We start from the raw sequence: 24,599 nt of genomic DNA, 5'->3' as shown, positions 1-24,599 counted from the left end.
CTCTCCCTGCCCGGCTCGCCGATCCTCTACTACGGCGACGAGATCGGCATGGGCGACAACATCTGGCTCGGCGACCGCGACGCCGTCCGCACGCCCATGCAGTGGACGCCCGACCGCAACGCGGGCTTCTCGTCCTGCGACCCGGGCCGGCTGTCCCTTCCCGCGATCATGGATCCCGTCTACGGGTACCAGGTCACCAACGTCGAGGCGTCGATGTCGTCGCCCTCCTCGCTGCTGCACTGGACCCGGCGCATGATCGAGATCCGCAAGCAGAATCCCGCCTTCGGGCTAGGGACGTACACCGAACTGCAGTCCTCCAACCAGGCCGTCCTCGCTTTCCTGCGGGAGGCCCCCCAGACCGGGGAAGGAGGGGACGACCTGGTGCTGTGCGTGCACAACTTCTCGCGCTTCGCACAGCCCACCGAACTCGACCTGCGCCGCTTCGACGGGCGGTATCCCGTGGAGCTCTTCGGCGGTGTCCGGTTCCCCGCCATCGGTGAACTGCCCTATCTGCTCACCCTCGCGGGCCACGGCTTCTACTGGTTCCGGCTCACCAGAGCCGCGTCCCGGATCGGTCGCCGCCTGTGAGCGTGCGCCGCGGAAAGGATGGGTCACCGTGACGAAGACCGCACCCCTGCGGCCGAGCGGCGCGAGCGGCGTCCGCTCGGTCGGGCCGCTCGCCGCGCTGCTGCGGGAGTGGCTGCCGCGGCAGCGCTGGTTCGCCGGCAAGGACCGGCCCCTCACCGATCTGCGCATGCTGTCGATGACCGAGCTGTACCCGGGCTGTCTGCATCTGCTCGTGCACGCCGGTCAGTCGGGCGTCCCGACGCCCGGGAACACTCCCCCGGCCGGCGACTGCTACCAGTTGCTCCTCGGTCTCCAGGAGCATCTGTCGCCGCGCCTCGGGCGGGCGCTGATCGGCAGGGTGGAGGACGGGCCGCTGGCCGGCCTGACCGTCCATGACGCCTTGCAGGACCCCCGTTCGGCGCATCTGCTCCTGGAGCGGATGCGCCACCCCGGCACGCTCGGCCCGCTGTCCTTCGAGTCGGACCCGTCCGTGTCGCTGCCCCCGGGGCTCGCGCCCCGGCTGCTGGAGGCCGAGCAGTCCAACACCTCGCTGGTGTACGGGGACGCGTTCATCCTGAAGATCTTCCGGCGGATCCAGCCCGGGGTGAATCCCGATCTGGAGGTGCCGGTCGCGCTGGCCGGGCAGGGGTGCGGGCGGGTGCCCGCGCCCGTGGCCTGGTTCTCGACGACGCATCCGCAGGAGGCGACGCTCGGCGTGCTCCAGCCGTTCCTGCCGGACGCCTCGGACGGCTGGACGCTGGCGCTGCGGGCGCTCGCCCGCGGGGAGGACTTCGCGGCGGAGGCCGAGGAGCTGGGGCGGGCCACGGCGGACGTCCATCTGGCGCTCGCCGCGGCCCTGCCGGCCGGCCCGGACGCGGAGGACGGGCGGACGGCGGCGGCGATGACCGAGCGGCTGGAGGCGGCCGCGCACCATGTGCCGGCGCTGCGGCCGTTCGTCCCGGGGCTGACCACCGCCTTCGGGGCGCTCTCCGTCTGCGACGCCGGTCCGCCCGCCCAGCGCATCCACGGCGATCTGCACCTCGGGCAGGTGCTGCGCGCCGGGCGCGACTGGTTCGTCATCGACTTCGAGGGCGAGCCGTCCCGTCCGCTGGCCGAGCGGCGCAGCGCCCACTCCCCGGTCCGGGACATCGCCGGGATGCTGCGCTCCTTCGACTACGCGGCCCGCCAGCGCCGGCCGTGGCGGCCCGAGTGGGCGCGCCGCTGCCGGGAGGCCTACTGCGCGGGCTATGCGGCCCGCGCGGGCTGGGACCCCCGCAAGAAACATGCCCTGCTGCGTGCCTACGAGACGGACCGAGCCGTGTACGAAGTGCTGTACGAGGCCCGTAACCGTCCCGACTGGCTCCCCGTACCCATGGCGGCGATCGAACGACTCGCCGTCCGAGGAGGCTGACCCCTGTGGCCCTGCGTGACACTTCTCTGCCCGAGTCGGCCGGCCCCCGCCCGCGCACGGCGCCCGCACTCGATCCGGCCGACCGCGGGCGGCTGCTCTCGGGCGCCCACCACGATCCGCACGCACTGCTGGGCGCCCACCCGGTGGAGGGCGGGGTCCTGTTCCGGACCCTGCGGCCCTTCGCCGACGCCGTGAGCGTCCTGATCCACGGCGATCCCACCCCGTTGGTCTCGGAGGGCGACGGGCTCTTCTCCGTCGTGCTGCCGCTCGACTCGGTGCCCGCGTACCGGCTGCTGGTGTCGTACGAGGGCGCCGAGCACAAGGTGGACGATCCCTACCGCTTCCTCCCGGCCCTGGGCGATCTCGATCTGCATCTCATCCGTGAGGGGCGGCACGAGGAGCTGTGGACGGCGCTGGGCGCCGAGCCGATGGCCCACCAGGGGGTGATCGGCACCCGGTTCACGGTGTGGGCGCCGAACGCCCAGGGGGTGCGGGTGGCCGGGGACTTCTGCTGCTGGGACGGGACGGCGTTCCCGATGCGCTCGCTCGGCGCGTCCGGGGTCTGGGAGCTGTTCCTCCCCGGGATCGGCGAGGGCGCCCGGTACAAGTTCGAGATCACCTCCCGCTACGGCCACCGCTTCCTGAAGGCCGACCCGATGGCCCGGCGCTCCGAGGTGCCGCCGGACACCGCGTCGATCGTGCACGCCTCGCACTACGAGTGGTCGGACGAGGAGTGGATGGCGCACCGGGGCGACGTTCCCGTGCACGTCGCGCCGTTCTCCGTCTACGAGGTCCATCTGCCGTCCTGGCGACCCGGACTGACCTACCGTCAGCTGGCGGAGGAACTGCCGGCCTATGTCGGCGATCTCGGTTTCACCCATGTGGAGTTCATGCCGGTCGCCCAGCATCCGTTCTCGGGTTCCTGGGGCTATCAGGTCACCGGCTTCTTCGCGCCGGCCTCCCGGCTCGGCACGCCGGACGACTTCAAGTACCTGGTGGACGCCCTGCACCGGGCCGGGATCGGCGTGATCGTGGACTGGGTGCCGGCCCACTTCCCCAAGGACGACTGGGCGTTGGCCCGGTTCGACGGGGACCCGCTGTACGAGCCCGGGGACTCCCGGCGGGCCGAGCATCCGGACTGGGGGACCTACGAGTTCGACTTCGCCCGGGTCGAGGTGCGCAACTTCCTCGTGGCGAACGCCACTTACTGGTGCGAGGAGTTCCATGTCGACGGCCTCCGGGTGGACGCGGTCGCCTCCATGCTCTATCTCGACTACTCGCGGGACTCCGGACAGTGGACGCCGAACGTGTTCGGGGGCCGGGAGGACCTGGACGCGATGGCGTTCCTCCAGGAGATGAACGCGACGGTGTACCGCCGCAGTCCGGGGGTCGTCACCATCGCGGAGGAGTCGACCGCCTGGGACGGGGTGACCCGGCCGACCGACAGCGGCGGTCTCGGCTTCGGGCTGAAGTGGAACATGGGGTGGATGCACGATTCGCTGCAGTACATCGGCAAGGAGCCGGTGCACCGCAAGTACCACCACAACGAGATGACCTTCTCGATGGTGTACGCCTACAGCGAGAACTACATCCTGCCCATCTCGCACGACGAGGTGGTGCACGGCAAGCAGGCGCTGGTCTCCAAGATGCCCGGCGACTGGTGGCAGCGGCGCGCCAACCACCGTGCGTACCTGGGCTTCATGTGGGCCCACCCGGGCAAGCAACTCCTGTTCATGGGGCAGGAGTTCGCCCAGGGCGCGGAGTGGTCCGAGGCACATGGGCCGGAGTGGTGGCTGCTCGATCCCGGGTACGCGTCGGCGGGCGACCACCGGGGGGTGCGGGACCTGGTGCGCGATCTCAACACCGTCTACCGGGCCACCCCGGCCCTGTGGGAGCGCGACACGGACCCGGCCGGTTTCCGGTGGGTGCTCGGCGACGCCGCGGACGACAACGTCTTCGCGTTCCTGCGTCACGACGCCCACGGCGCTCCGCTGCTGTCCGTCAGCAACTTCTCCCCCGTCGTCCGGCACGACTACCGGCTCTCCGTCCCCGGCGAGGTCCCGGCCTGGCGTGAGGTGCTCAACACCGACGCGGAAGGCTACGGCGGCGGCGGTGTCGGCCACCCGGCGCCGCTCGCGCCGGAGAACGGGGAGCTGAGGGTCACGCTGCCGCCCCTGGCCACGGTGTGGCTGGTGCCGGCGTCCGTGTGAACCGGCAGCGGACAGGGCAGTCGGATGCGTACCACCCGCCAGAGAGAGGCCGAATCCCGTGCGCACCGTCGGAGTGGAGGAGGAACTCCTCCTGGTCGACCCGGAGACCGGGGAGCCGCAGGCCCTGTCCGCCGCCGTCCTCGCCCGCGCCTCGCGGTGCGAGACGGAGAAGGACGTCTTCGAGAAGGAACTGCACAAGCAGATGCTCGAGTTCGCCACCCATCCGCAGTCGGCGATGGGCGAGCTCGGCGCGGAGATCGTGGACATGCGCGGGGAGGCGGCGCGGCATGCGCGCGAGGCCGGGTGCGCGGTGGTCGCGCTCGCCTCGTCGCCGCTGCCGGTGAGCCCCTCCGTCAGCATGAACCGGCGCTACCAGTGGATGGCGGAGCAGTACGGCATCGCGACGCGCGAGCAGATGGTGTGCGGCTGCCATGTCCATGTGTCCGTCGCCTCGGACGACGAGGGCGTCGCGGTCGTCGACCGGATGCGGCCCTGGCTGTCGGTGCTGTCGGCGCTGAGCGCCAACTCGCCGTTCTGGCAGGGCCGGGAGACGGGCTACAGCAGCTATCGCAGCCGGGTGTGGGCGCGCTGGCCGTCGGCGGGGCCGACCGAGCTGTTCGGTTCGGCGGAGCGCTACCACCGGCAGGTGGCGGACATGGTGGCCACGGGCACCATCCTCGACGAGGGCATGATCTACTTCGACGCCCGGCTGTCGGCGCGCTATCCGACGGTGGAGGTGCGGGTGTCGGATGTCTGTCTGCACGCGGACACCGCCGTGCTGGTGGCCACGCTGGTGCGCGGGCTGGTCGAGACCGCCGCCCGCGAGTGGGAGGCCGGGCGGGCGCCGCTTGACCACAGTGTGAGCCTGCTGCGGCTGGCCGGCTGGCGCGCCGCCCGCTCGGGGCTGAACGGCGACCTGCTGCACCCCGAGACGATGCGGCGGGTCCGCGCCGAGACGGTCGTGCGGGCCCTGCTGGAGCATGTCGAGGACGCGCTGGCGGACAGCGGGGACCTGGAGCGGGCCCGCGCGTCCTGCGCCCGGCTGCTGCGGCACGGCAACGGCTCGCGGATCCAGCGCGATGTGTGGGAACGCACCGGTAATCTGCGTGAGGTGGTCACCGCCTGTGTGCGGCACACGCAGGCCTGAGACGGCCGCCGATCCCCCGCCCGGCCTCCGGGTCCGGGGCCGCGGCGAGCCGTCCGGTCACGGCGAGATCACCAACGCGGATCACTTATTCGTTCCAGGCCACAACCGGTCCGAGCTGGGCTAGATTCGACCACCGTCGATAACAGTTCCCGTCGGCGAGGTCACAGCCCGTACACGTCAGGAGCAGCGCATGCGCGACTTCGCCCTCGCTCCCCCCAGCGCCTCGTCGCCGGTCGCGGGGCTCGTCGACAGCGTCTTCGAGACGGCCGACCGCACCCCCGGTCTCCCGGTGCTGGCACGGCGGCCCGCCGGCTCCGCCGACTGGGCGCAGGTGACGGCCGTCGAGCTGCGGGACGAAGTGGTCGATCTGGCCAAGGGGTTCGTGGCGTGCGGGATCAAACCCGGCCAGCGCGTCGCGATCATGGCGCGCACCCGGTACGAGTGGACGGTGCTCTGTCACGCGTTGTGGGCGGTGGGCGCCGAGGTCGTCCCGGTGTATCCGACGTCCTCGCGCGAGCAGGTGGAGTGGATCCTGCGGGACTCCGGCTGTGTGGGCGTGGTCGTCGAGGACGAACAGAGCGTCATGACCGTGGGATCGGTGTGCGCGGCGCTGCCCGCGCTGCGGCACGTCTGGCAGTTGGACGCGGGCGCGCTCGACGAGCTCGCGCACCGCGGCCGGTTGGTGCCGCTCACCACGATCCACTCGCTGCGCCGGATCGTGCTGCCCGACTCGACCGCGGTGATCGCCTACACCTCCGGCAGCTCGGGGCGGCCGCTGGGCTGTGCGCTGAGCCATCGCAGCCTGGCCAGCCCGTGCGACACGCTCCTGGCGGGGTGGGGGCACACGGCGGCGCGCCCGGGTGAGCAGGGACGGGTCCTGGCCTTCCTGCCGTTCTCGCATGTGTACGGGTTGATGATCCAGGGCCTGTGTCTGCGCGGCGGCATCCTGATGGGCCATGAGCCCGACCTGGGCGCGCTCTCCCAGTCGCTGCGCACGTTCCGTCCGACGTATCTGTACGCGGTCCCGTCGGTCTTCGAGAAGATCTACAAGAACTTTCTGCGGACCGCCCAGGAGACGGGCCGTGGCGCGCTGTTCGAGCGGGCGGCGGAGACCGCCCGGGACTTCGCGGCCGCCGTCGAACGCCAGCGGCTGGGCCGCGGCTCGGGGCCCGGACTCGACCTGCGGCTGCAGCACTCGCTGTTCGAACGGACGGTGTACCGCAGGCTCCGGGCCGCGCTGGGCGGCCGGGTCCAGCGCGCCACCTCGGGCGGGTCCCCGCTCCACCGCGATCTGTCACTGTTCTACGAGGGCATCGGCGTCTATGTGCACGACGGCTACGGGCTGACCGAGACCAGCGGCGGGATCACCATGCAGCCGCTGGGCCGGGAGAAGTCGGGCACCGTCGGACAGGCCCTGCCGGGCATGGACATCCAGGTGGCGGACGACGGGGAGATCCTGGTGCGCGGCCCGTCGGTGTTCCAGGGCTATGTCAACGACGAGACCGCGACCCGGGCGGCGATGTGGGGCGGCTGGCTGGCCACGGGCGACCTCGGCTTCCTGGACTCCGACGGCTACCTCACGATCACCGGCCGCAAGAAGGACGTCATCATCACCAGCAGCGGCAAGAGTGTGGCGCCGGCCGCGCTGGAGCAGCGGCTGCGGATGCATCCGCTCGTCCATCAGGCCGTGGTGGTGGGCGACAACCGGCCCTGTGTGGGCGCGCTGATCACGCTCGACCCCGAGTTCCTGGCGCACTGGCGCGGCAGCCTGACGCTGCACGGCGACCCCCAGAGCCGGGAGGCGCGCGAGGAGAACGCGCTGCGGGAGGAGGTCGGACGGGCGGTGGCCGCCGCCAACAGCGTGGTGTCCCGCTCGGAGTCGATCCGCGCCTTCCGGATCCTGCCGCAGCCGTTCGACCAGGCCAACGGGCTGCTGACGCCCTCGATGAAGCTGCGGCGCGACTCGATCGTGGAGCACTACGCGGCGGAGATCGAGGCGATGTACCAGGCGCGGGCCCGGCTGCCCCGGCAGAGTTCCGCGGATGAGGCGCTGAGCTGGGACGACGCGGACGACGTGTTCCGCTGAACCGGCCCGGATTGGCCTGCGGGGCCTCGGGAACCCTGAAAGGGGGCGACAGCGAAGAGCCGTACGAGAAAGGACGACGGTCCCGGCAGCGACGGGGCCGCACACACGACATGGCAACCGAGCCGCGCGGTGACGACGCACTGACCGCCTGGGCGATCCCGGGCAGCACGGCCCGGTTCGCGGGCGATCCGCAGGACGTGACGGGGGCGCGGCTGGCCGCGGAGGAGTTCCTGCGCGAACTGGCGCGGACCTCGCCGCCCGCCACGCCGGAGTGCTGGCACGACATCGTGCTGATCGTCACCGAGTTGGCCGCCAACGCGGTCCAGTACGCGCCGGGCCCCTTCGACCTGCGGCTGCGCCCCACGTTCGACGGGGTGCACATCACGCTCCACGACTCCAGCAGCACCCCGCCGACGCCGCGGCCGTTCCGTCCCGACAGCGGGGGCGGGGGCATCGGCTGGTACCTCGTCCAGACGCTGTGCCGTCAGGTCAGCGTGGTGCCGAACGAGGCGGGCCGCGGGCAGGGCAAGGACGTCCACGTCTTCCTGCCGTGGTGAAGGCGTGGTCCGTGGTGAAGGCTCGGTCCGTGGTGAAGGCGCGGGCTGGCTTCCCGCTCAGGCCGACGTCGTGCCGCGCGGGGTCAGCCGGCGGTAGTGGTCGCCGACGGCCGTGAGGTACGCCGGGTCCCTCGTCTCGCTGTCGGTGCGGAACCGCGGTGCTTCCTTGACCTCGTCCCCGGTGCAGGCCAGGGACACCTTGCGGCCCGCGTGGTCGATGCCCGCCACGAGGCCGACCGGGACGACGGCGCTCCGGCCGAAGAGCCAGACGCCGGTGTCGACGACCAGGTGCCGCATGCCGTGCGGACCGGCCTCGCGTTCCACGTGTCCGAGGGTGCCGTCGGCCGTGACGACGGCGTAGCCGGTCAGGTTCTGCCCTTCGGCAGAGCCGCTGCCCGGCGCGTACGACCAGATTCCGTCGATGGTCACGCTGCTCCCTTCTCTCCTTCACTGCTCAATTACCCGTCCGTGGCGGCCGCATTCGAACTCCGGTCGCCCGTTCCGGATGCCATGGGCTGTTCAAGGCCATCGGCAGGGGGCGTATACAGGCCGTTCGGCGGGTACGACGGTGGCCTCAGGAGAAACGTTCGTCTGCATGCCTCGCCCGGCTGGCGGAACCGGCCCGGGCGCGGTGGGATCGACGAGTGGCGAAGCACCCGGGGGGCGGGGCTCGCGCAGACGTCGGGGCAGACCGCCTGGAGCCGCAGAAAGGGATGGACATCGTGACACGACCCAGGATCCTGGTGGTGGGCGCCGGCTTCGCGGGAGTGGGGTGCGTTCGGCGTCTGGAACGCAGGCTCGCCGCCGCGGAGGCCGACGTCACTCTGGTGACGCCGTACTCCTACCAGCTCTATCTGCCGCTGCTGCCGCAGGTCGCCTCAGGGGTGCTGACACCCCAGTCGATCGCTCTGTCCCTGCGTCGCAGCCGGCGGTACCGCACCCGGATCATCCCGGGCGACGCCATCGGCGTGGACCTCAAGTCGAAGGTCTGCGTCGTCCGGACCATCACCGACGAGATCGTCAACGAGCCGTACGACTACATCGTGCTGGCTCCGGGCAGTGTCACCCGCACCTTCGACATCCCGGGGCTGACCGACAACGCCTTCGGGATGAAGACCCTCGCGGAGGCCACCTACATCCGCGACCACGTGATCAGGCAGCTGGACCTCGCCGACGCCAGTCACGACCCCGCCGAGCGGGCCTCGCGGCTGCAGTTCGTGGTGGTGGGCGGCGGCTACGCGGGCACCGAGACCGCCGCCTGTCTGCAGCTGCTCACCCACAACGCGGTCAAGCGCTATCCGCGGCTGGACCAGAAGCTGATCAAGTGGCATCTGATCGACATCGCCCCGAAGCTGATGCCGGAACTCGGCGACAAGCTCGGGCTCAGCGCCCAGGACGTGCTGCGCGGGCGCGGGATCGAGATCTCGCTCGGCGTGTCCATCGCCAAGGCGGGCCCGGAGGAGGTCACATTCACCGACGGGCGGGTGCTCCCGACCCGGACCCTGATCTGGACGGCGGGGGTCGTGGCGAGCCCGCTCATCGCGACGCTGGGCGCGGAGACGGTCCGCGGGCGGCTCGCCGTCGGGGCCGAGCTGAATCTGCCGGGCAGCGACGGGGTGTTCGCGCTGGGCGACGCCGCCGCCGTGCCCGACGTCGCTAAGGGCGAGGAGGGCGCGGTCTGCCCGCCGACCGCGCAGCACGCGATGCGGCAGGGCAAGGTCGTCGCCGACAACGTCATCGCGACGCTGCGGGGGCAGTCGCTGCGGCCGTATGTGCACAAGGACCTCGGTCTGGTCGTCGATCTCGGCGGCACGGACGCCGTCTCCAAGCCGCTGGGCGTCCCGCTGCGCGGGCTGCCCGCGCAGGCGGTGGCCCGCGGCTACCACTGGGGGGCGCTGCGCACGGGCGTGGCCAAGACGCGGGTGCTGACGAACTGGACGCTGAACGCGGTCGCGGGCGACGATTTCGTGCGCATGGGCTTCCGGGCGCGCCGGGAGTCGAAGCTGAGGGACTTCGATCACACGGACCGCTATCTGACGCCCGAGCAGGTGCGGGCGCAGGTCGAGGGGAACGGCCCGGGGAGCGCCTGAGGTCCGGGCGGAGGAGGACGGACGGCGGGAGAGACGGTGGGCGAGAGTCCGGCGGCGTGAAGGCGGCGGCGTGAGGGGGGCGGCGTGAGGGCGGCGGCGCGGTCGTTCGGCGCTCGGGGGCGGGATCGCATCGCGGCGTCCGATCCCGGACTGCTGCGGCTGGCGGCCGGGCTGCGCACGGTCGGCGCGATCACCTGCACGCTGGCCGTGCTGTCCCTGCTCGGCGCGGACGTCTCGCATCTGGTCGCGGGGGCGATCGCGGCGATGGTCGCCACGTTCGCCATCCGGGAGAAGCAGCGCGACCGGCAGGCCGTCACGCTGGCGCTGGGCCTGCCGGTGGGGCTGGCCTCGGTCTCCCTGGCGGCGCTGCTCAGCTCCGAGGTGGTGGCCGGTGCCGTCTTCTTCGTCGCCCTGATCTGCGGCGCGGTGTACGGCCGCCGGTTCGGCGACCGGGGCACGGCGCTGGGGCTGATCGCCTTCCAGGTCTACTTCATGGCGTTGTTCGTCGGCGTCGGGACGTCCGACCTGGCGGGGTACCACGCGGTGCTCGCCATCGCCTTCGCGTGCAGCGCGCTGGCCCGGTTCGTGCTGGTGCCGCAGACCCCGGCGGGGATTCTCCAGCGGCTGCGGCTGGCGTTCCGGGCGCGGCTGGCGCAGTTGCTCGACGCCCAGCTCGACCTGCTCGACGCCGGCCCCGACGACGTGGACAAGGCCCTCGCCCAGGTCCGCGAGGGCACCGCCCGGCTGCACGAGACGGCCATGATGATCCACGGCCGGCTGGAGGAGGGCACTCCGGACGAGGCGACGGCCCGGCTGGTGCAGCGCCGGGTCGCCGACGCGGAGATCGCCGCCGAGCGGCTGGGGCTGCTCCTGCTGACGGCCCGCAGCGCCGAGCGCGCCGACACCCTGACCCTGCATCTGCCGGGCGCGCCGCTGCCGGAGGCCGGCCGTCTCCCCGTCCGGGACGAGTCCCTGGACGCCCTGCGCCGCGATCTGCGGGCCCTGGGGCTGCTCGTACGGCATCCCGTCGAGGAGGCGACGGGCACGGCGTTGTCGCAGGTGCGCAACCGGCTGCTCGACTACCGGGACGAGGAGAACCTGCCGCGGGCCTCGCCCGCCGTGCAGGACGTCTTCCGGGGCGTCGGCGAGGCGGCGCGTGCGGTGCTGGGGCTGCGGATCGCGCTCGACGGGCCGCAGGACGAGTCCGACGACAGCCCCGAGACGGCCCGCTCCCGCGAGGAACTGGACGCGGAGGACGCCTCGATCGGCGTCGCCGAGGAGGACGAGGGCGCGGCGGCCGGGGCAAAGGGGCTGCGGCGGCCGACGACCCGGGCCGCGGTGCAGATCGCCGTCGGGTCGTCGCTGGCCATCGTCGGCGGCGAGCTGCTCTCCTCGCACCGCTGGTACTGGGCGGTGCTGACCTGCTGGATCGTCTTCCTCAACACCTCCTCGACCGGGGAGATCCTGGTCAAGGGCTATCGACGGCTGCTGGGCACCGTGCTCGGCGTGGTCGCGGGCATCGTGCTGGCGGGGGTGGTCGGACACCACACCTGGACGGCGTTCGCGGTGGTGCTGCTGTGCGTGTTCGCGATGTTCTACACGGCCCCGCTGTCGTACACGCTGATGTCGTTCTTCGTGACGGCGGCGCTGGGTGTGCTGTACACGCTGCTGCACACCTACAGCCTGTCGGTGCTGGTCCTGCGGATCGAGGAGACGGCGCTGGGGGCGGCCTGCGGGATCGTCGCGGCGGCCCTGGTGCTGCCGGTGCACACGGACCGGCGGACCAACGAACTGCTGGGGACCGTGCTGGACCGGCTGACCGAGGTGACGGAGGCCGCCGTGGAGCAGCTCAGCGGCGGTCCGCCGGCCGAGCTGCTGGACCGGGCCCGTGATCTGGACCAGGCGCTGGCCGATCTACGGGCGGCCACGCAGCCCCTGACGCATCCGGTCACCCCGCTGCGGACCCGGCGGGACACGGCCCAGTACGTCGTCGCGCTGCTGGAGACCTGCGCCTATCACGCCCGCTCGCTGGCGGCCACGGCGGAGCTGCTGCCGACGCATCCGTCGATCGCGGCGGACCCGCGGCTGCGCCGGGCCGGGCAGCGCATCCTGCACAACATCGGGGCCGTCGCCGCGCGGGTCGCGGACGAGCGGAGCACCGTCGGCGTGCTGACCGGGCCGAGCGTCGCCGCCCTGCTGAAGCCGGGCGGGGCGGGGACCCCGCGCTACGGCCGGGTGACCGACCGGGTGCTGCGGCACCTGCAACGGCTGGACGAGGCGGTGGTCGGCCTCGCCCGCCCGCTCGGGGTGCGGATCGCTCCGGTGGCGCCGCCGCCGAAGTGAGCGCGGTCCCGCCGCGGCTTCGGTCGGCGTCAGAAGTCCGTGGGCATGCCGCTCGCCTCCGCGATGCCCCGCAGTTCCTCGGTGTCCCGGTGGCGCTGCATGATGATGCCCGCGATCTCGGCGAGACGGCCGGGGTCGGACGCGGTGACCGCGTCGGTGACCACTCGGACCGGGCCGGTGCCGTCGACGTCGATCTCCACCAGCCGGTTGTCCAGCCGGCCGGTGACCGCGGTGGCGATGACCAGGGCGGCCTCGTCGCGTATCTCCTGGGGCAGGTGTTCGGCGTCCTCCGGGTCGAGGGCGAAGTCCAGACTCTGCGACGGCTGTTCGTCGAGAGCGCGCAGGGCGGGGGCGACGACCCTCAGCAGGCGCTGGTAGTCCTCGCTGTCCATGCGGACGCGCAGCAGGTCGAGGTACATGTCCACGGGCCGCTCGTCGCTCGGGAACTCTGATTCGTCCATCTGGACCGAGTTCCCAGGGAGCGGCACGTCAGACCTCGCGGCGTCAACGCAGCGCTTCCTGGCGCACCCGGGCGCAGCTGCGGCTGATGAGCCGGGAGACGTGCATCTGGGAGATGCCCAGCCGGTCGGCGATCCTGCTCTGTGTCATGTCCTCGAAGAAGCGCATGTAGAGGATGGCGCGTTCGCGTTCCGGCAGCCGGCGCAGGCTCTCCCTGGCGGACTCGCGGTCGACCACGACGTCGAAGGAGGAGTCGGCGGCGCCGAGGGTGTCGGCGAGGCTGTAGCCGTCGTCGCCGGCCGGGGCCTCGGCGTCCAGCGAGAGGGTGCTGAAACTCTCCAGGGCCTCCAGACCGGCCGCCACCTCGTCCTGTGTGAGACCGGTGTGGGCGGCGAGGTCGGCGGCCGAGGGCTCGGGGGCGCCCGGCCGCTGGCTGAGTTCCCGACGGGCGACGCGCACCTTGTTGCGCAGTTCCTGCACGCGCCGCGGCACGCGCAGCGCCCACATGCGGTCGCGGAAGTGCCGTTTGATCTCTCCGGTGATGGTGGGCACGGCATAGCTCTCGAACGCGCCGCGGTCGGGGTCGAAGCGGTCGACGGCCTTGACCAGTCCGAGGGCCGCCACCTGCCGCAGGTCCTCGACCGCCTCGCCGCGGTCGCGGAACCGGCCGGCGATCCGGTGCGCCATGGGTAACCAGGCGGTGACGATCTCCTCGCGCAGGGCGTCCCGCTCCGGCCCCGCCGCCAGGGTTACCAGCCGGACGAACCGGCTCATGGTGTCGGGCGAGTCGTCGTGGGTGCGGCGAGAGGGTGCGGTGCGTGCAGCAGGCGTAGCAGGTGCGGTGGGTGCGGTGCGTGTGCTGGTTGCGGTGCGTGTGCTGGTTGCGGTGGGACGGCTTGTCGACATGTCGATGATGGGCATGCGAAATCGCTCCTGAAGAGTGGTTTCAGGGACTGCCGACGGGAGGGCTCCTGCCGTCCGGGGGCTCGTGCGGCCCCCGGGGCGGACCTACCGCTCCCCTCGGCGCGCCTCCGGTCCGAAGCACGAACCTCCGTCTGCCCGGCCCCTGCGGGAGCAAACTCGGGGTGCGCGAAAGTCGCCGGCACGGAGCAGGTCGGAGCAGGTCGGAGCAGCACGGAGCGGCGCGGAAGTGAAACCGGTCACGTGACCCGGTTAGGTATGCGCGAAATCTACGTGAATGGTTTACGGTTCACTCAGACGTGGTGAGCGGGGTCGACGCTACTCCTCCTCCGTTCGCCACCCTTTACTGCCCTGGCTGGCTTCCCCCGTCCAGCCAGGGCTTTTCCATGCGCCCGTACGGAAAGCACCCTCCGCCGAGGTGCCCCGGGCGACGGCAACGGCTGAAATGGAAGGGGAAAACCCCCTCCATCGACCGCCGGCGAGGAGCTCCGCGCCATGACCAAAGCGACCAAACTCCTGAACGCCCTTCCCCCACCCCAACGGCAGCGCCTCATGGAGCTCGCCCGTGAGGTCTCCTTCGCCGACGACGCCCGGATCTTCGAGGCGGGCGGCACGGCCGACCGTTTCTGGGTCATCCGCTCCGGCGCGGTCTCGCTCGACCAGCAGGTGACGTCCCAGCGGCGGGTGAGCGTCGCCAGTCTCGGCGCCGGCGACATGCTGGGCTGGTCCTGGCTGTTCCCGCCGTACCAGTGGGACTTCGGCGCCGAGGCGTTCAGCCCGGTGCGCGCCTACGAGTTCCAGGCGCAGCCCGTCCTCAAGCTGTGCGAGGAGGACCCGGCGCTCGGGATGTCCCTGGTGCGGATCGTGGCCGAGATCCTCGCCCACCGGCTGGAGATGACCCGGGGCAGACTGATGGACCAGTACGGGACCCACGGACGCCGGGCGCTGTAGCGTCAGATGCGGTACCGGCGCAGCGCGGGCACCGCCACCGCCAGGGCCAGCATCAGGGCGACGACCAGCAGCCCGCCGCCGGTGACGGCCGCGCGGGGGCCGAAGGCCGCGCCCGCCGTGCCGTGCAGGACGTCGGCCAGCCGGGGGCCGCCCGCCACGACGACCGTGAACACGCCCTGCATCCGGCCGCGCATCTCGTCGGTGGCCGCCGACAGCAGGATCGCCCCGCGGAAGACCATGGAGACCATGTCGGCGATCCCGGCGCAGGCCAGGAACACCACGGCGAGCCACAGGCTGCCGCTGAGCCCGAAGCCCGCGATCGACACGCCCCAGGCGACGACCGCGCCGATGACCATCCAGCCGTGCCGACGCGCGCGGGAGAACGTGCCGGAGAACAGTCCGCCCAGCACCGCCCCGATGGGGATCGCCGCGAACAGCAGACCGAGGGCCAGCCCCTCGCCGTAGGGGGCGTACGTCTCGGCGGCGAGCTGCGGGAACAGGGCCCGGGGCATGCCGAAGACCATGGCGATGACGTCGGCGAGGAAGGACAGCAGCAGGACCTTGTGCCGCGCGATGTAGCGGAACCCCTCGACGATCTCCCGCAGCCCGGCGCGCCGCGCGGTCGTGGTCGCGGGCGGGGGCAGCGCGGGCAGCCGGGCCACGGCCCACAGCGTCACGCACAGCGCGACGGCGTCCAGGAGGTACAGCTCGGGCAGCCCGATGACCGGGATCAGGGCGCCCGCGAGCAGCGGGCCGGCGACCAGGCCGGTCTGCATGACGGTCGAGCCGAGCGCGTTGGCGGCGGCCAGTTCCTCCGCGGGGACCAGCCGGGCGATGGAAGCGGTGCGGGCGGGGGAGTTGAGGCCGAAGAACGCCTGCTGGGTGGCGAGCAGCACCATCAGCACGGCCACCGACTCGACGCCGGAGACCGCCTGGAGCCAGAAGAGCACCGAGGTGACGGCGATGCCGCTGTTGGTGACCAGCAGCAGCTTGCGCCGGTCGACGGTGTCGGCCACCGCGCCGCCCCACAGCGCGAACAGCACCATCGGCAGCAGCCCGGCGAGGCTGGCGTAGCCGACCCAGGCGGAGGAGCCGGTGATGTCGTAGATCTGCTTGGGCACGGCGACGGCGGTGAGCTGGCTGCCCACGGCCGTGACGATGGTCGAGGACCACAGCCGTCGATAGGCCGGCCGGCGCAGGGGGCGGGTGTCCATCGCCCAGCCGCGCCAGCCGCGCCGGGGGCCGCCCGCCGGACTCGGGTCGCCGTCGGCCCCGGACTCAGGTGCGGACTCGGGTGCGGTGCTGCTCTCGCTGGTGTCCACGCGCTTCCTGGCTGTTCGTTACATCTTTCGACTCGGGGGGCCACTATCCCAGCACCGCCTGAGATTTCGCTTCCCTTTTGGACATGCAATCTCAGATTGCGGACATCAGGCCCCGGTGACGAGCAGCACGCCGAGGGCGATCATCGTGGCGGCGACGAGACCGTCCAGGACGCGCCAGGCGGCGGGGCGGGTCAGGAAGCGGCCGAGCAGCCGGGCCCCGAAGCCCAGCGCGGCGAACCAGCAGACGCTGGCGAACGCGGCGCCGAGGCCGAAGGTCCAGCGCAGCGGGCCGCGGTCGGCGGCGACGGAGCCGAGCAGGAAGACGGTGTCGAGGTAGACGTGCGGGTTGAGCCAGGTCAGCGCCAGACAGGTCAGCACGGCCCGGCGCAGCGATCCCGTCCCCTCGCCCTCCGCCGCCAGGGCGCCTGCCGGCCGGAACACCCGCCGGGCCGCCAGGGCCCCGTAGCCGAGCAGGAACAGTCCCCCGATCCAGCCGACCACGGTCAGCGCGTCCGGCCAGGCGACCACCAGCGCGCCCACCCCGCCGACCCCGAGGGCGATGAGCAGGGCGTCGGACAGGGCGCAGATCCCGACGACGGCGAGGACCGCGTCCCGGCGGATCCCCTGGCGCAGGACGAAGGCGTTCTGGGCTCCGATGGCGACGATGAGCGACAGACCGGTGCCGAATCCGGCGGCAGCGGCGGCGAGAGCGTTGGACATGACGTCCACGCTAGGGAAGCGATCACAGGGAGTACAGCTAAAGATTTTTACGTATCATTAGCGCTCGTGATGATCGGATGATGACCGACCTCCCGCTGGACCAGGTGCGGACCCTGCTCGCGGTGGTGGACGAGGGCACCTTCGACGCGGCCGCCGCCGCGCTGCATGTGACGCCGTCGGCGGTCAGCCAGCGCGTCAAGGCGCTGGAGCAGCGCACCGGCCGGGTGCTGCTGCTGCGCACCAAGCCGGTCCGGGCCACGGAGTCCGGGGAGATCGTCGTGCGGTTCGCCCGCCAGCTGGCGCGGCTGGAGCGCGACACGCGGTCCGAGCTGGGCATGAGCGGCGAGGACGAGCCGACCCGGGTGACGGTCGCGGTCAACGCGGACTCGCTCGCCACCTGGTTCCTGCCGGCCCTCACCCGGGTGTCGCAGGAGCCGCGGCTCTGTTTCGAACTGCACCGCGAGGACGAGACCCGTACGGCGGAACTCCTGCGGGAGGGGCGGGTGATGGCCGCGGTGACCTCGTCGCCCGACCCGGTGACCGGCTGCACCGTGCGCCCGCTGGGCACCATGCGCTACCAGGCCGCCGCGAGCCCGGAGTTCGTGGACCGCCATCTCACCGACGGTCCGCTCCACGAGACGCTGGCCCGGGCGCCCGTGATGACCTTCGACCGCAGCGACGACCTCCAGGACGCGTTCGTCCGCCGGCTGCGGGGCGGCGCGGGCGGCGCGAGCCGGACCCGACACGCCGTGCCGACCTCGGAGGGTTTCGTGACGGCGGTCGCCGCCGGGTTCGGCTGGGGCATGGTGCCCGAGGCGCAGGCGGAAGCCCTGCTGCGCTCCGGCCGGCTGATCCCCCTGGCCCCCGACCTGCCCCTGGACATCCCGCTGCACTGGCAGATGTGGAAGCTCGACTCGCCCGCGCTGGCGGCCGTGGCGGCGGCGGTGACGGCGACCGCGGCCCAGACCCTCAGACCCTGACCCTCGGACCCTGGCCCTCAGGTCCTGACCCTCAGGTCCTGACCCGGGCCAGCGTCTGCTCCGCGCTGTCCAGCAGCATCTCCAGCGCCGTCGGATAGGCGCTGGTCACCATGCGGGACGCCAGCAGGGGGCTGCCTCCGCGATGCGCGGGTGCGTCTCGGCCGGCAGCCGGGCGTACGTCGAGCGCCACATCGCGTCGTCGGCGCGCTGCGCGGCGCGGGGCAGCGCCAGGGCGGCCGCGTCCAGGGCGGCGAAGGCCAGGGTCTGGTCGATGAAGGCGTGGTAGATCCGCACGGTCTCCGGCAGCGGGAACCCGGCGGTGCGCAGCACCTCCAGGACGGCCTCGTCGGCGGCGAGCTCGTTGGCCCGGCCGGTGACCCGGCTCGCGGTGAGCTGGGCGGCCTGCGGGTGGGCGACGTAGACGGCGTGGATGCGCACCCCGATGGCGTGCAGGTCCGTCCGCCACTGCCCCGACGGCCGCCAGCCGCGCAGCGCCTCGCCGATGAGCGCGTCGCCGATGGCGAGGGTCAGCTCGTCCATGCCCCGGAAGTACCGGTACAGGGTGCTGGGGTCGCAGTCCAGGGCGAGGCCGAGACGGCGGGCGCTGAGGCCGGTGCTGCCGTGTTCGCGCAGCAGGCGCAGCGCGGTCTCGACGATGGTCCGCTCGGACAGCACGACGCCGCCCTTGGTGGGCCGACGCCGACGCCGCTTCTCCTCGGGTACCACGGGTTTGGCCACCGCGCCCGCCTCCTGCCCTCTCGCTCCGGCGCGTCCTGTCGCCCTCGCACTCTTATGCCAACACCATTGACCTTAAGCGAGCCCCGGGCGTTGCATCTCCCGTAGGGCCCCTTTGCAGCGTGCTTCGCACGGAAAAGTCCGCAGTCCCGATCGAGGGAGTTCTCGTCATGCGTGTCCTGCTCGTGGGCGCCGGCGGCGTCGGTACCGCCATCACCCGGATCGCCGCCCGGCGTCCGTTCTTCGAGGCGATGGTGGTCGCCGACCACGACCCCGCCCGGTCCGCCGCGGCCGTCGCCGCGCTCGACGGCGACGACCGGTTCCACGCCGAGCGGGTGGACGCCGGCGACGAGGCGGCCGTCGCCGCCCTGCTCGCCCGGCACCGCTGCGACGTCCTGCTCAACGCCACCGACCCGCGGTTCGTGATGCCGCTGTTCCACGCGGCACGCGCCGCCGGGGCCACCTATGTCGACATGGCGATGTCGTTGTCGCGGCCGCATCCGGAGCGGCCGTACGAGGAGTGCGGGGTCAGGCTCGGCGACGCGCAGTTCGCCGAGGCCGACGACTGGGCCGAGGCAGGCGCTCTGGCCCTGGTCGGCATGGGGGTCGAGCCGGGCCTGTCGGACGTCTTCGCCCGGTACGCGGCCGACGAGCTGTTCGACGAGATCGAGGAGATCGGCATCCGCGACGGCGCGAACCTCGTCGTCGAGGGCCATGACTTCGCGCCCTCCTTCAGCATCTGGACCACGATCGAGGAGTGCCTGAACCCGCCGGTGGTCTACGAGGCCGACCGCGGCTGGTTCACCACCGCGCCCTTCAGCGAGCCCGAGGTGTTCGACTTCCCCGAGGGCATCGGCCCGGTGGAGTGCGTGAACGTCGAGCACGAGGAGGTGCTGCTCGTGCCGCGCTGGGTGAAGGCGCGCCGGGTCACCTTCAAGTACGGCCTGGGCGCGGAGTTCGTCGAGACGCTGAAGACGCTGCACCGGCTGGGGCTGGACCGCACCGCGCCGGTGACCGTGCCGGGCGCGCAGGGGCCGGTGCCGGTCTCGCCCCGGGACGTGGTGGCCGCCTGTCTGCCCGACCCGGCGACCCTGGGCGAGCTCATGCACGGCAAGACGTGCGCCGGCACCTGGGTGCGGGGCGTCAAGGACGGTGCGCCGCGCGAGGTGTACCTGTACCACGTGGTCGACAACCAGTGGTCGATGGCCGAGTACGGCAGCCAGGCCGTGGTGTGGCAGACGGCCGTCAACCCGGTGGTCGCGCTCGAACTGCTCGCCACGGGCGCCTGGTCCGGGGCGGGCGTCCTCGGGCCGGAGGCGTTCCCGGCCCGTCCGTTCCTCGACCTGCTGACGGAGTACGGCTCCCCGTGGGGCCTGCGGGAGCAGTGAGCCCCCTCCGCGCGCCGCCCGCCTCAGCCGTCGCCGGGCGGCGGCGCGGCGGGCAGCCTCAGGGTGAAGACGCTGCCCGCCCCCGGGGTGCTGGCCGCGGCCGCCGTGCCGCCGTGGGCGGCCGTCAGCTGACGGACGATCGGCAGGCCGAGGCCGCTGCCGCCGGTGCGTCGGCTGCGCGACTTCTCCGCCCGCCAGAACCGCTCGAAGACATGCGGCAGATCCTCCGGGGCGATGCCCGAGCCGGTGTCGGCGACCTCCACGACGACCTCGTCCCCCTCGCTGCGGGCGGTCAGGGTGACCGTGCCGTCCGCCGGGGTGTGGCGTACGGCGTTGGCGACCAGGTTGCCGAGCACCTGCCGCAGCCGCAGCGGGTCGGCGTCCAGCCAGGGGGCGCCGTCGGTCTCCGTGCGCAGGGCGACTCCGGCCGCGTCGGCGGCGACCCGGTGGGCCGCGGCGACCTGGGCGAGCAGATCGTCGGCGGGCACCGGTTCGCGGTGCAGGAGCAGGGTGCCCGCGTCGGCGGCGGCGAGATCGCGCAGGTCGTCGATGACCCGCTGGAGGACCAGGGCCTCGTCGTGCAGCGCGCCGAGCAGTTCGGCGTCGGGTTCGACGAGGCCGTCGCGGGTGACCTCCAGCCAGCCGCGGATATTGGTGAGCGGACTGCGCAGCTCGTGGGCCACATCGCTGACCAGGGCCTTGCGCTGGACCTCCAGTCGCTCCCGGCGCTCGGCGAGGTCGTTGAACGCCTCCGCGAGGATCCCGGTCTCGTCGCGGGTCGTGACGGGTACGCGCGCGTGCCGGTCGGGCGGCTGCTGTGCGGCTTCGGTGAGGGCGCGCAGCGGCCGGACCAGACGGGTGGCGACGACGGCGCTCACGGCCACGGTGACGGCCAGCACCAGGCCTGCCGCGCCGACGACCTTCGCCTTGTTGCCCGAGGACATGTCCCAGCGGGGTCCCGCGCCGCTGTCCCCGCCGCCGAGGAACAACTCGGCGACCGGGGCCACATACGGGTCGAGCTGGGCGCGGCGGGCGTCCTGCAGACAGGTCTGGGCCGCGCGCAGGGCGGTCTTCCCGCCGACCACGTCTCCGAACATGGGTACCGGGGTCGCGTCCTCGCCGGGCAGGCCGGTGAGGCCGGGGCTGGTGTCGAAGGCCACCGGGGTGTCGGGATCCACGCCCACCCGGACCAGACAGCCGCCGGCCTGCTTCTGCAGCGCGGCCACCGCGTTCTCCTCCGTGATCGTCGGGATGCCCAGTCGTCCGTCGGCGCACTGCTCGGCCACATAGCCGGAGAGCACACGGCCGTCCGGGTCCGTGAGGACGGAACGGCCGCTCGGGATCGTGATGAGGGTCGTGTCGACGCCGTACCCGGTAAAGCAGGCCTGCCGCTTGCGGGCGACCTTGTCCAGCGTCGTGCGTTCCGTCGCCGTGAGCCGGTACGGGCCCACCGCCCGCGGGTCGATGCCGCTGAGCTGGGCGCCGGGCTCGCTGTAGGTGTCGGTGTGCAGCGGGTCGACGGTGGCGGCGGCGTGCGGCGGGAGGGAGGTGCCGCGTGGTGCGGAGTCGGCGAGGAGCGTGCCGTCGGCGGCGCTCAGGGCGATGCGCCGGCCGGTCCCCGCGGACAGCTCACGGACGACGGCCTGGACGCCCGTCCACTCCGGGTGGGTGGCCGCGTAGCCGCTGAGCCGCGCGAGGATGTCCATGTCGTCGGCGAGGGCCTGGCCCTGCTCCTCCCGCAGCGCGCGGGTGGTGGTGGTGACCGCCAGCCAGGCGGTGGCGGCCACCGAGCACACGGCGATCAGGACGGACGCGCTCAGCAGCCGGACCAGCAGCCGCTTGCGCAGCGGTATGCGGGCGCGGTTCACGCGCGGCTCCCGCTGAGCTTGTAGCCGACGCCGAACACGGTCAGCAGCCGTACGGGTCTGCGCGGGTCGGCCTCGATCTTCCGGCGCAGGTTCATGATGTGCACGTCCACGGCCCGTTCGGTGGAGGCGCGGTCGAAGCCCCGGGTGCACTGGAGCAACTGCCGCCGGGAGAAGACCCGTTCGGGTTCGGAGGCCATCGCCAGCAGGATCTGGAACTCGGCCGGGGTGCATTCCACCGGCTCGCCGTCGCACCGCACCTCGTGCCGCTCCGGATCGACGGCGAGCCCCGCCGTCCGTACGACGGGATCGTCGCGCCGTTCGCCGCCGGCCCGGCCGCTGCGGCGCAGCACGGTACGGATCCGGGCCATCAGCTCGCGCGGGCTGTACGGCTTGGTCATGTAGTCGTCGGCGCCCAGTTCCAGGCCGAGCAGCACATCGTCCTCGGCGGCGCGGGCGGTCAGCATCAGCACCGGGATGTCGTCGCCCCGGCGCAGCACGCGGCACACGCCGAACCCGTCGACGACCGGCAGCATGAGGTCGAGGACGACGAGGTCCGGGCGGTCCCGCCGGACCGCGTCCAGCGCGGCCGAGCCGTCGTGCACGACGGTGGCGGTATGGCCCTCGGCGAGCAGCGAGCGGCGGATGAGTTCGGCCTGCATCGCGTCGTCCTCGGCGACCAGCACATGAGCGCACACGCGACAACTCCGTCTTCTCGGCGGGCCGGACAGGCGTGGTCGGCCATGACGACCACGGGGGGTGCGTGATCACGGGTCGACCATGGCCGACGGTTGTTTGGAACTCGTCAGGTTCCGGGCGCCTGTTCGGATTCTATGAACTGCATCTGTGAACTGCTGCTACGCACGGCTTCTACGCGCTGCTGCTATGCACTGCTGGGCTGGGCGGGCTTGCCCTGACCGTAGAGCCAGGCCTGGAAGAGGGCGCCGAGGTCGTGCCCCGACTCCCGTTCGGCGAGGCGCTCGAACTGGGCGGTGGTGCCGTTGCCGTAGCGGTGTGCGGTCGCCCAGGCGCGCAGGACGCGGAAGAAGGCGCGGTCTCCGACGGTGGTGCGCAGGACGTGCAGGGTCATGGCGCCGCGGTCGTAGACGGGGGCGCCGAAGATGTTCGCGCCGCTGCCGGGGTCGCCGGGCGGGAACTCCCACAGGCCGTCGTCGGCGGGGGTGGCGTACAGGCGGTCGAAGGTCTGCTGGGCGCTGTCGCCGCCGTGCTGTTCGGCGTAGAGCCACTCGGCGTAGGTGGCGAAGCCCTCGTTGAGCCAGATGTCCTTCCAGGAGGTGAGGGAGACGGAGTCGCCGAACCACTGGTGGGCGCTCTCGTGGACCAGGGTGCTCAGGTCGGGGGCGCGGTCGTACACGGGCCGGGTCTGGGTCTCCAGGGCGTAGCCGACGTTCGGGGCCCGGTCGACGATGGAGCCGGCGGCGCGGAACGGGTAGGGCCCGAACAGCCTGCTCCCCCACTCCAGCACGGACGGCAGTTGTTCGAGGACGGGCGTCGCGGCGGCGGCCTCGCGCGGGTCGACGGCGTCGTAGACCTTGACGCCGTCGCGGGTCGTGTACTGCTCGACCTGGAACTTCCCCACGGTCGCGGTGGCGAGGTAGGCGGCCATGGGTTCGGTCTGCCGCCAGCGGAACGTGGTCCGGCCGTTCTTCGTGCGCTCTCCGAGCAGGACGCCGTTGGCGACGGCGGTGCGGTCCTCGGGGACGGTGATCGTGAAGTCGTAGGAGGACTTGTCGAGGGGGTGGTTGTTGGCGGGGAACCAGGTCATCGCGCCCTGTGGTTCGCCGGCGACGAAGGCCCCGTCGTCGGTGGGGATCCAGCCGTCGAGGGAGCCGTCGGGGTCGGTGACCGGGCCGGGGGTGCCGTGGTAGGCGACGGTGACGCGGAATTCCTCGCCCTTGCGCAGGGCGCGCTCGGGGGTGACGACGAGTTCCTGGCCGTCGCGCCGGTAGGCGGCCTTGGCGTGGTCGACGGTCAGGCCGGTGATCTTCAGCCCGTGGAAGTCGAGGTCGAAGCGGGTGAGCCGCTGGGTGGCGCGGGCGGTGAGGACCGCCTCGCCGTCGAGGTGACGGCTCGCCGGGTCGTAACGGAGGGTCAGGTCGTAGTGGGCCACGTGGTAGCCGCCGTTGCCGGCGAGCGGGAAGTACGGGTCGCCGACGCCGGCGGCGCCCGTCGGGCCGGCGGCGGTGGCGGGTCCGGCGGCCGCGAGCAGCGCCGCCACGACGACGGGGACGGTGGCGGCGACGGCTCGACGGCCGAGGAGGTCGGTGGCGCGTCTGCGGGGGTGTGTCACGTGCGCTCCTGTGGGGGGTGGCGTGTGATCGAACGTCCTCAGAAGACTAGGGATCGCCGGGACCGGACACGCCGGACTCGCCCCTCGTTCAGGTCAAGCCGAGGGGTGTCGGGGGGCGGACCGGACATACGCTCGATCGATACGACCTGCCCACCGGAGGACGGCCCGCCCATGAGTGTCCGCGTGCGTCGCGTCTACGATCCGCCCGAGCCCGAGGACGGCGTGCGGATCCTCGTCGACCGGCTGTGGCCGCGCGGCGTGTCCAAGGACGCGGCCCGGGTCGACGAGTGGCCCAAGGGCCTCACCCCGTCGGCCGAGCTGCGCCGTTGGTACCACGCGGGCGAGGGCTCCTACGAGGAGTTCGCGCGCCGCTACGAGGGCGAGCTGGCCGCCCCCGAGGCGGCCGAACTCCTCGAACGGGTGAGGGAGTCGGCGGCCAAGGGGCCGGTGACGCTGCTGACCGCCGCGAAGGCCCCGGAGCGGAGCCATACGGCGGTGCTGGTCCGCCTGCTGGCGGCGGACCGGCGCTGAGCGTC

The 24,599-nt window shown here is 72.6% G+C and carries 20 protein-coding genes and 1 pseudogene; 12 read left to right on the top strand and 9 right to left on the bottom strand.

Features of this window, described 5'->3' with window-relative positions; genetic code table 11:
• The 6 genes from ACWCPF_RS37115 to ACWCPF_RS37090 all read left to right on the top strand — a co-directional run.
• A partial coding sequence (locus tag ACWCPF_RS37115; protein ID WP_451049532.1) for an alpha-glucosidase C-terminal domain-containing protein occupies positions 1–588 on the top strand: 588 nt, incomplete at its 5' end.
• Between the two features lie 28 nt (positions 589–616).
• Positions 617–1,978: a maltokinase N-terminal cap-like domain-containing protein gene (locus ACWCPF_RS37110; protein ID WP_451049531.1), complete on the top strand. Its 1,362-nt coding sequence runs from the start codon at positions 617–619 to the stop codon at positions 1,976–1,978.
• 5 nt (positions 1,979–1,983) lie between these two features.
• On the top strand, positions 1,984–4,188 hold the full coding sequence (gene glgB, locus ACWCPF_RS37105) for a 1,4-alpha-glucan branching enzyme (protein ID WP_451049530.1): 2,205 nt from the start codon (positions 1,984–1,986) through the stop codon (positions 4,186–4,188).
• A gap of 58 nt (positions 4,189–4,246) precedes the next feature.
• Positions 4,247–5,335, top strand: coding sequence for a glutamate--cysteine ligase 2 (locus tag ACWCPF_RS37100; protein ID WP_451049529.1), 1,089 nt, complete (start codon positions 4,247–4,249; stop codon positions 5,333–5,335).
• A 190-nt stretch (positions 5,336–5,525) separates the two neighbouring features.
• A complete protein-coding gene (locus ACWCPF_RS37095; RefSeq protein WP_451049528.1) occupies positions 5,526–7,421 on the top strand; it encodes an AMP-dependent synthetase/ligase in 1,896 nt (631 codons plus the stop codon).
• Positions 7,422–7,531: 110 nt separating this feature from the next.
• Positions 7,532–7,978: an ATP-binding protein gene (locus ACWCPF_RS37090; RefSeq protein ID WP_451049527.1), complete on the top strand. Its 447-nt coding sequence runs from the start codon at positions 7,532–7,534 to the stop codon at positions 7,976–7,978.
• Between the two features lie 57 nt (positions 7,979–8,035).
• Here the strand turns inward: ACWCPF_RS37090 and ACWCPF_RS37085 are convergent, their stop codons facing one another.
• Complete coding sequence (locus ACWCPF_RS37085; RefSeq protein ID WP_451049526.1) at positions 8,036–8,407, bottom strand: PRC-barrel domain containing protein; 372 nt, start codon at positions 8,405–8,407, stop codon at positions 8,036–8,038.
• Positions 8,408–8,691: 284 nt separating this feature from the next.
• On the opposite strand from ACWCPF_RS37085, the gene ACWCPF_RS37080 reads away from it, so the two are divergent.
• Together ACWCPF_RS37080 and ACWCPF_RS37075 are read left to right on the top strand one after the other, a co-directional pair.
• Entirely contained in the window at positions 8,692–10,068 is a 1,377-nt protein-coding gene (locus ACWCPF_RS37080) for an NAD(P)/FAD-dependent oxidoreductase (protein WP_451049525.1), read from the top strand.
• An 84-nt stretch (positions 10,069–10,152) separates the two neighbouring features.
• Positions 10,153–12,411 carry an FUSC family protein gene (locus ACWCPF_RS37075; RefSeq protein WP_451049524.1) on the top strand — a complete coding sequence of 753 codons (2,259 nt, stop codon included), beginning with the start codon at positions 10,153–10,155 and terminating at the stop codon, positions 12,409–12,411.
• A gap of 29 nt (positions 12,412–12,440) precedes the next feature.
• On the opposite strand, the gene ACWCPF_RS37070 is transcribed toward ACWCPF_RS37075, so the two are convergent.
• Complete coding sequence (locus ACWCPF_RS37070; RefSeq protein WP_451049523.1) at positions 12,441–12,872, bottom strand: hypothetical protein; 432 nt, start codon at positions 12,870–12,872, stop codon at positions 12,441–12,443.
• A gap of 43 nt (positions 12,873–12,915) precedes the next feature.
• Complete coding sequence (locus ACWCPF_RS37065) at positions 12,916–13,776, bottom strand: SigB/SigF/SigG family RNA polymerase sigma factor (protein ID WP_451049535.1); 861 nt, start codon at positions 13,774–13,776, stop codon at positions 12,916–12,918.
• A 510-nt stretch (positions 13,777–14,286) separates the two neighbouring features.
• Between ACWCPF_RS37065 and ACWCPF_RS37060 the strand changes: the two genes are divergently transcribed.
• On the top strand, positions 14,287–14,742 hold the full coding sequence (locus tag ACWCPF_RS37060) for a cyclic nucleotide-binding domain-containing protein (RefSeq protein WP_451049522.1): 456 nt from the start codon (positions 14,287–14,289) through the stop codon (positions 14,740–14,742).
• Between the two features lie 2 nt (positions 14,743–14,744).
• On the opposite strand, the gene ACWCPF_RS37055 is transcribed toward ACWCPF_RS37060, so the two are convergent.
• Positions 14,745–16,064 (bottom strand): MFS transporter, encoded by a 1,320-nt coding sequence (locus ACWCPF_RS37055; protein WP_451049521.1) that lies wholly within the window; start codon positions 16,062–16,064, stop codon positions 14,745–14,747.
• 105 nt (positions 16,065–16,169) lie between these two features.
• The gene (locus tag ACWCPF_RS37050) at positions 16,170–16,784 is read right to left on the bottom strand and encodes a LysE/ArgO family amino acid transporter (protein WP_451049520.1); all 615 of its coding nucleotides are present in this window, start codon (positions 16,782–16,784) and stop codon (positions 16,170–16,172) included.
• Positions 16,785–16,861: 77 nt separating this feature from the next.
• On the opposite strand from ACWCPF_RS37050, the gene ACWCPF_RS37045 reads away from it, so the two are divergent.
• Complete coding sequence (locus tag ACWCPF_RS37045; RefSeq protein WP_451049519.1) at positions 16,862–17,764, top strand: LysR family transcriptional regulator ArgP; 903 nt, start codon at positions 16,862–16,864, stop codon at positions 17,762–17,764.
• 31 nt (positions 17,765–17,795) lie between these two features.
• Here ACWCPF_RS37045 and ACWCPF_RS37040 read toward each other — a convergent pair.
• A pseudogene (locus ACWCPF_RS37040) lies at positions 17,796–18,502 on the bottom strand (TetR/AcrR family transcriptional regulator).
• A gap of 167 nt (positions 18,503–18,669) precedes the next feature.
• On the opposite strand from ACWCPF_RS37040, the gene ACWCPF_RS37035 reads away from it, so the two are divergent.
• The gene (locus ACWCPF_RS37035) at positions 18,670–19,887 is read left to right on the top strand and encodes a saccharopine dehydrogenase family protein (RefSeq protein ID WP_451049518.1); all 1,218 of its coding nucleotides are present in this window, start codon (positions 18,670–18,672) and stop codon (positions 19,885–19,887) included.
• Between the two features lie 23 nt (positions 19,888–19,910).
• On the opposite strand, the gene ACWCPF_RS37030 is transcribed toward ACWCPF_RS37035, so the two are convergent.
• The 3 genes from ACWCPF_RS37030 to ACWCPF_RS37020 all read right to left on the bottom strand — a co-directional run bounded on the left by ACWCPF_RS37030 (position 19,911) and on the right by ACWCPF_RS37020 (position 24,063).
• Positions 19,911–21,755, bottom strand: coding sequence for a sensor histidine kinase (locus ACWCPF_RS37030; RefSeq protein ID WP_451049517.1), 1,845 nt, complete (start codon positions 21,753–21,755; stop codon positions 19,911–19,913).
• Positions 21,752–22,450: a response regulator gene (locus ACWCPF_RS37025; protein WP_451049516.1), complete on the bottom strand. Its 699-nt coding sequence runs from the start codon at positions 22,448–22,450 to the stop codon at positions 21,752–21,754. The genes ACWCPF_RS37030 and ACWCPF_RS37025 overlap by 4 nt, the downstream gene beginning before the upstream one ends.
• 185 nt (positions 22,451–22,635) lie before the next feature.
• Complete coding sequence (locus ACWCPF_RS37020) at positions 22,636–24,063, bottom strand: M1 family metallopeptidase (RefSeq protein WP_451049515.1); 1,428 nt, start codon at positions 24,061–24,063, stop codon at positions 22,636–22,638.
• A 171-nt stretch (positions 24,064–24,234) separates the two neighbouring features.
• Here ACWCPF_RS37020 and ACWCPF_RS37015 point away from each other — a divergent pair, with 171 nt between their 5' ends.
• On the top strand, positions 24,235–24,594 hold the full coding sequence (locus ACWCPF_RS37015) for a DUF488 domain-containing protein (protein ID WP_451049514.1): 360 nt from the start codon (positions 24,235–24,237) through the stop codon (positions 24,592–24,594).
• The last annotated feature ends 5 nt before the right edge of the window (positions 24,595–24,599 follow it).

This window comes from Streptomyces sp. NPDC001858 (assembly GCF_053594615.1).
The sequence above is the reverse complement of the archived record's forward strand: the minus strand, read 5'-3'. Positions and strand labels throughout refer to the sequence as shown.

Bases quoted from the DNA above. Each gene is read 5' to 3' on its own strand.
- ACWCPF_RS37095 (WP_451049528.1), top strand. From the start codon at position 5,526: ATGCGCGACTTCGCCCTCGCTCCCCCCAGCGCCTCGTCGCCGGTCGCG.
- ACWCPF_RS37090 (WP_451049527.1), top strand. From the start codon at position 7,532: ATGGCAACCGAGCCGCGCGGTGACGACGCACTGACCGCCTGGGCGATC.
- ACWCPF_RS37080 (WP_451049525.1), top strand. From the start codon at position 8,692: ATGGACATCGTGACACGACCCAGGATCCTGGTGGTGGGCGCCGGCTTC.
- ACWCPF_RS37070 (WP_451049523.1), bottom strand. From the start codon at position 12,872: ATGGACGAATCAGAGTTCCCGAGCGACGAGCGGCCCGTGGACATGTAC.
- ACWCPF_RS37065 (WP_451049535.1), bottom strand. From the start codon at position 13,776: ATGTCGACAAGCCGTCCCACCGCAACCAGCACACGCACCGCAACCAGC.
- ACWCPF_RS37060 (WP_451049522.1), top strand. From the start codon at position 14,287: ATGACCAAAGCGACCAAACTCCTGAACGCCCTTCCCCCACCCCAACGG.
- ACWCPF_RS37050 (WP_451049520.1), bottom strand. From the start codon at position 16,784: ATGTCCAACGCTCTCGCCGCCGCTGCCGCCGGATTCGGCACCGGTCTG.
- ACWCPF_RS37045 (WP_451049519.1), top strand. From the start codon at position 16,862: ATGATGACCGACCTCCCGCTGGACCAGGTGCGGACCCTGCTCGCGGTG.
- ACWCPF_RS37035 (WP_451049518.1), top strand. From the start codon at position 18,670: ATGCGTGTCCTGCTCGTGGGCGCCGGCGGCGTCGGTACCGCCATCACC.
- ACWCPF_RS37015 (WP_451049514.1), top strand. From the start codon at position 24,235: ATGAGTGTCCGCGTGCGTCGCGTCTACGATCCGCCCGAGCCCGAGGAC.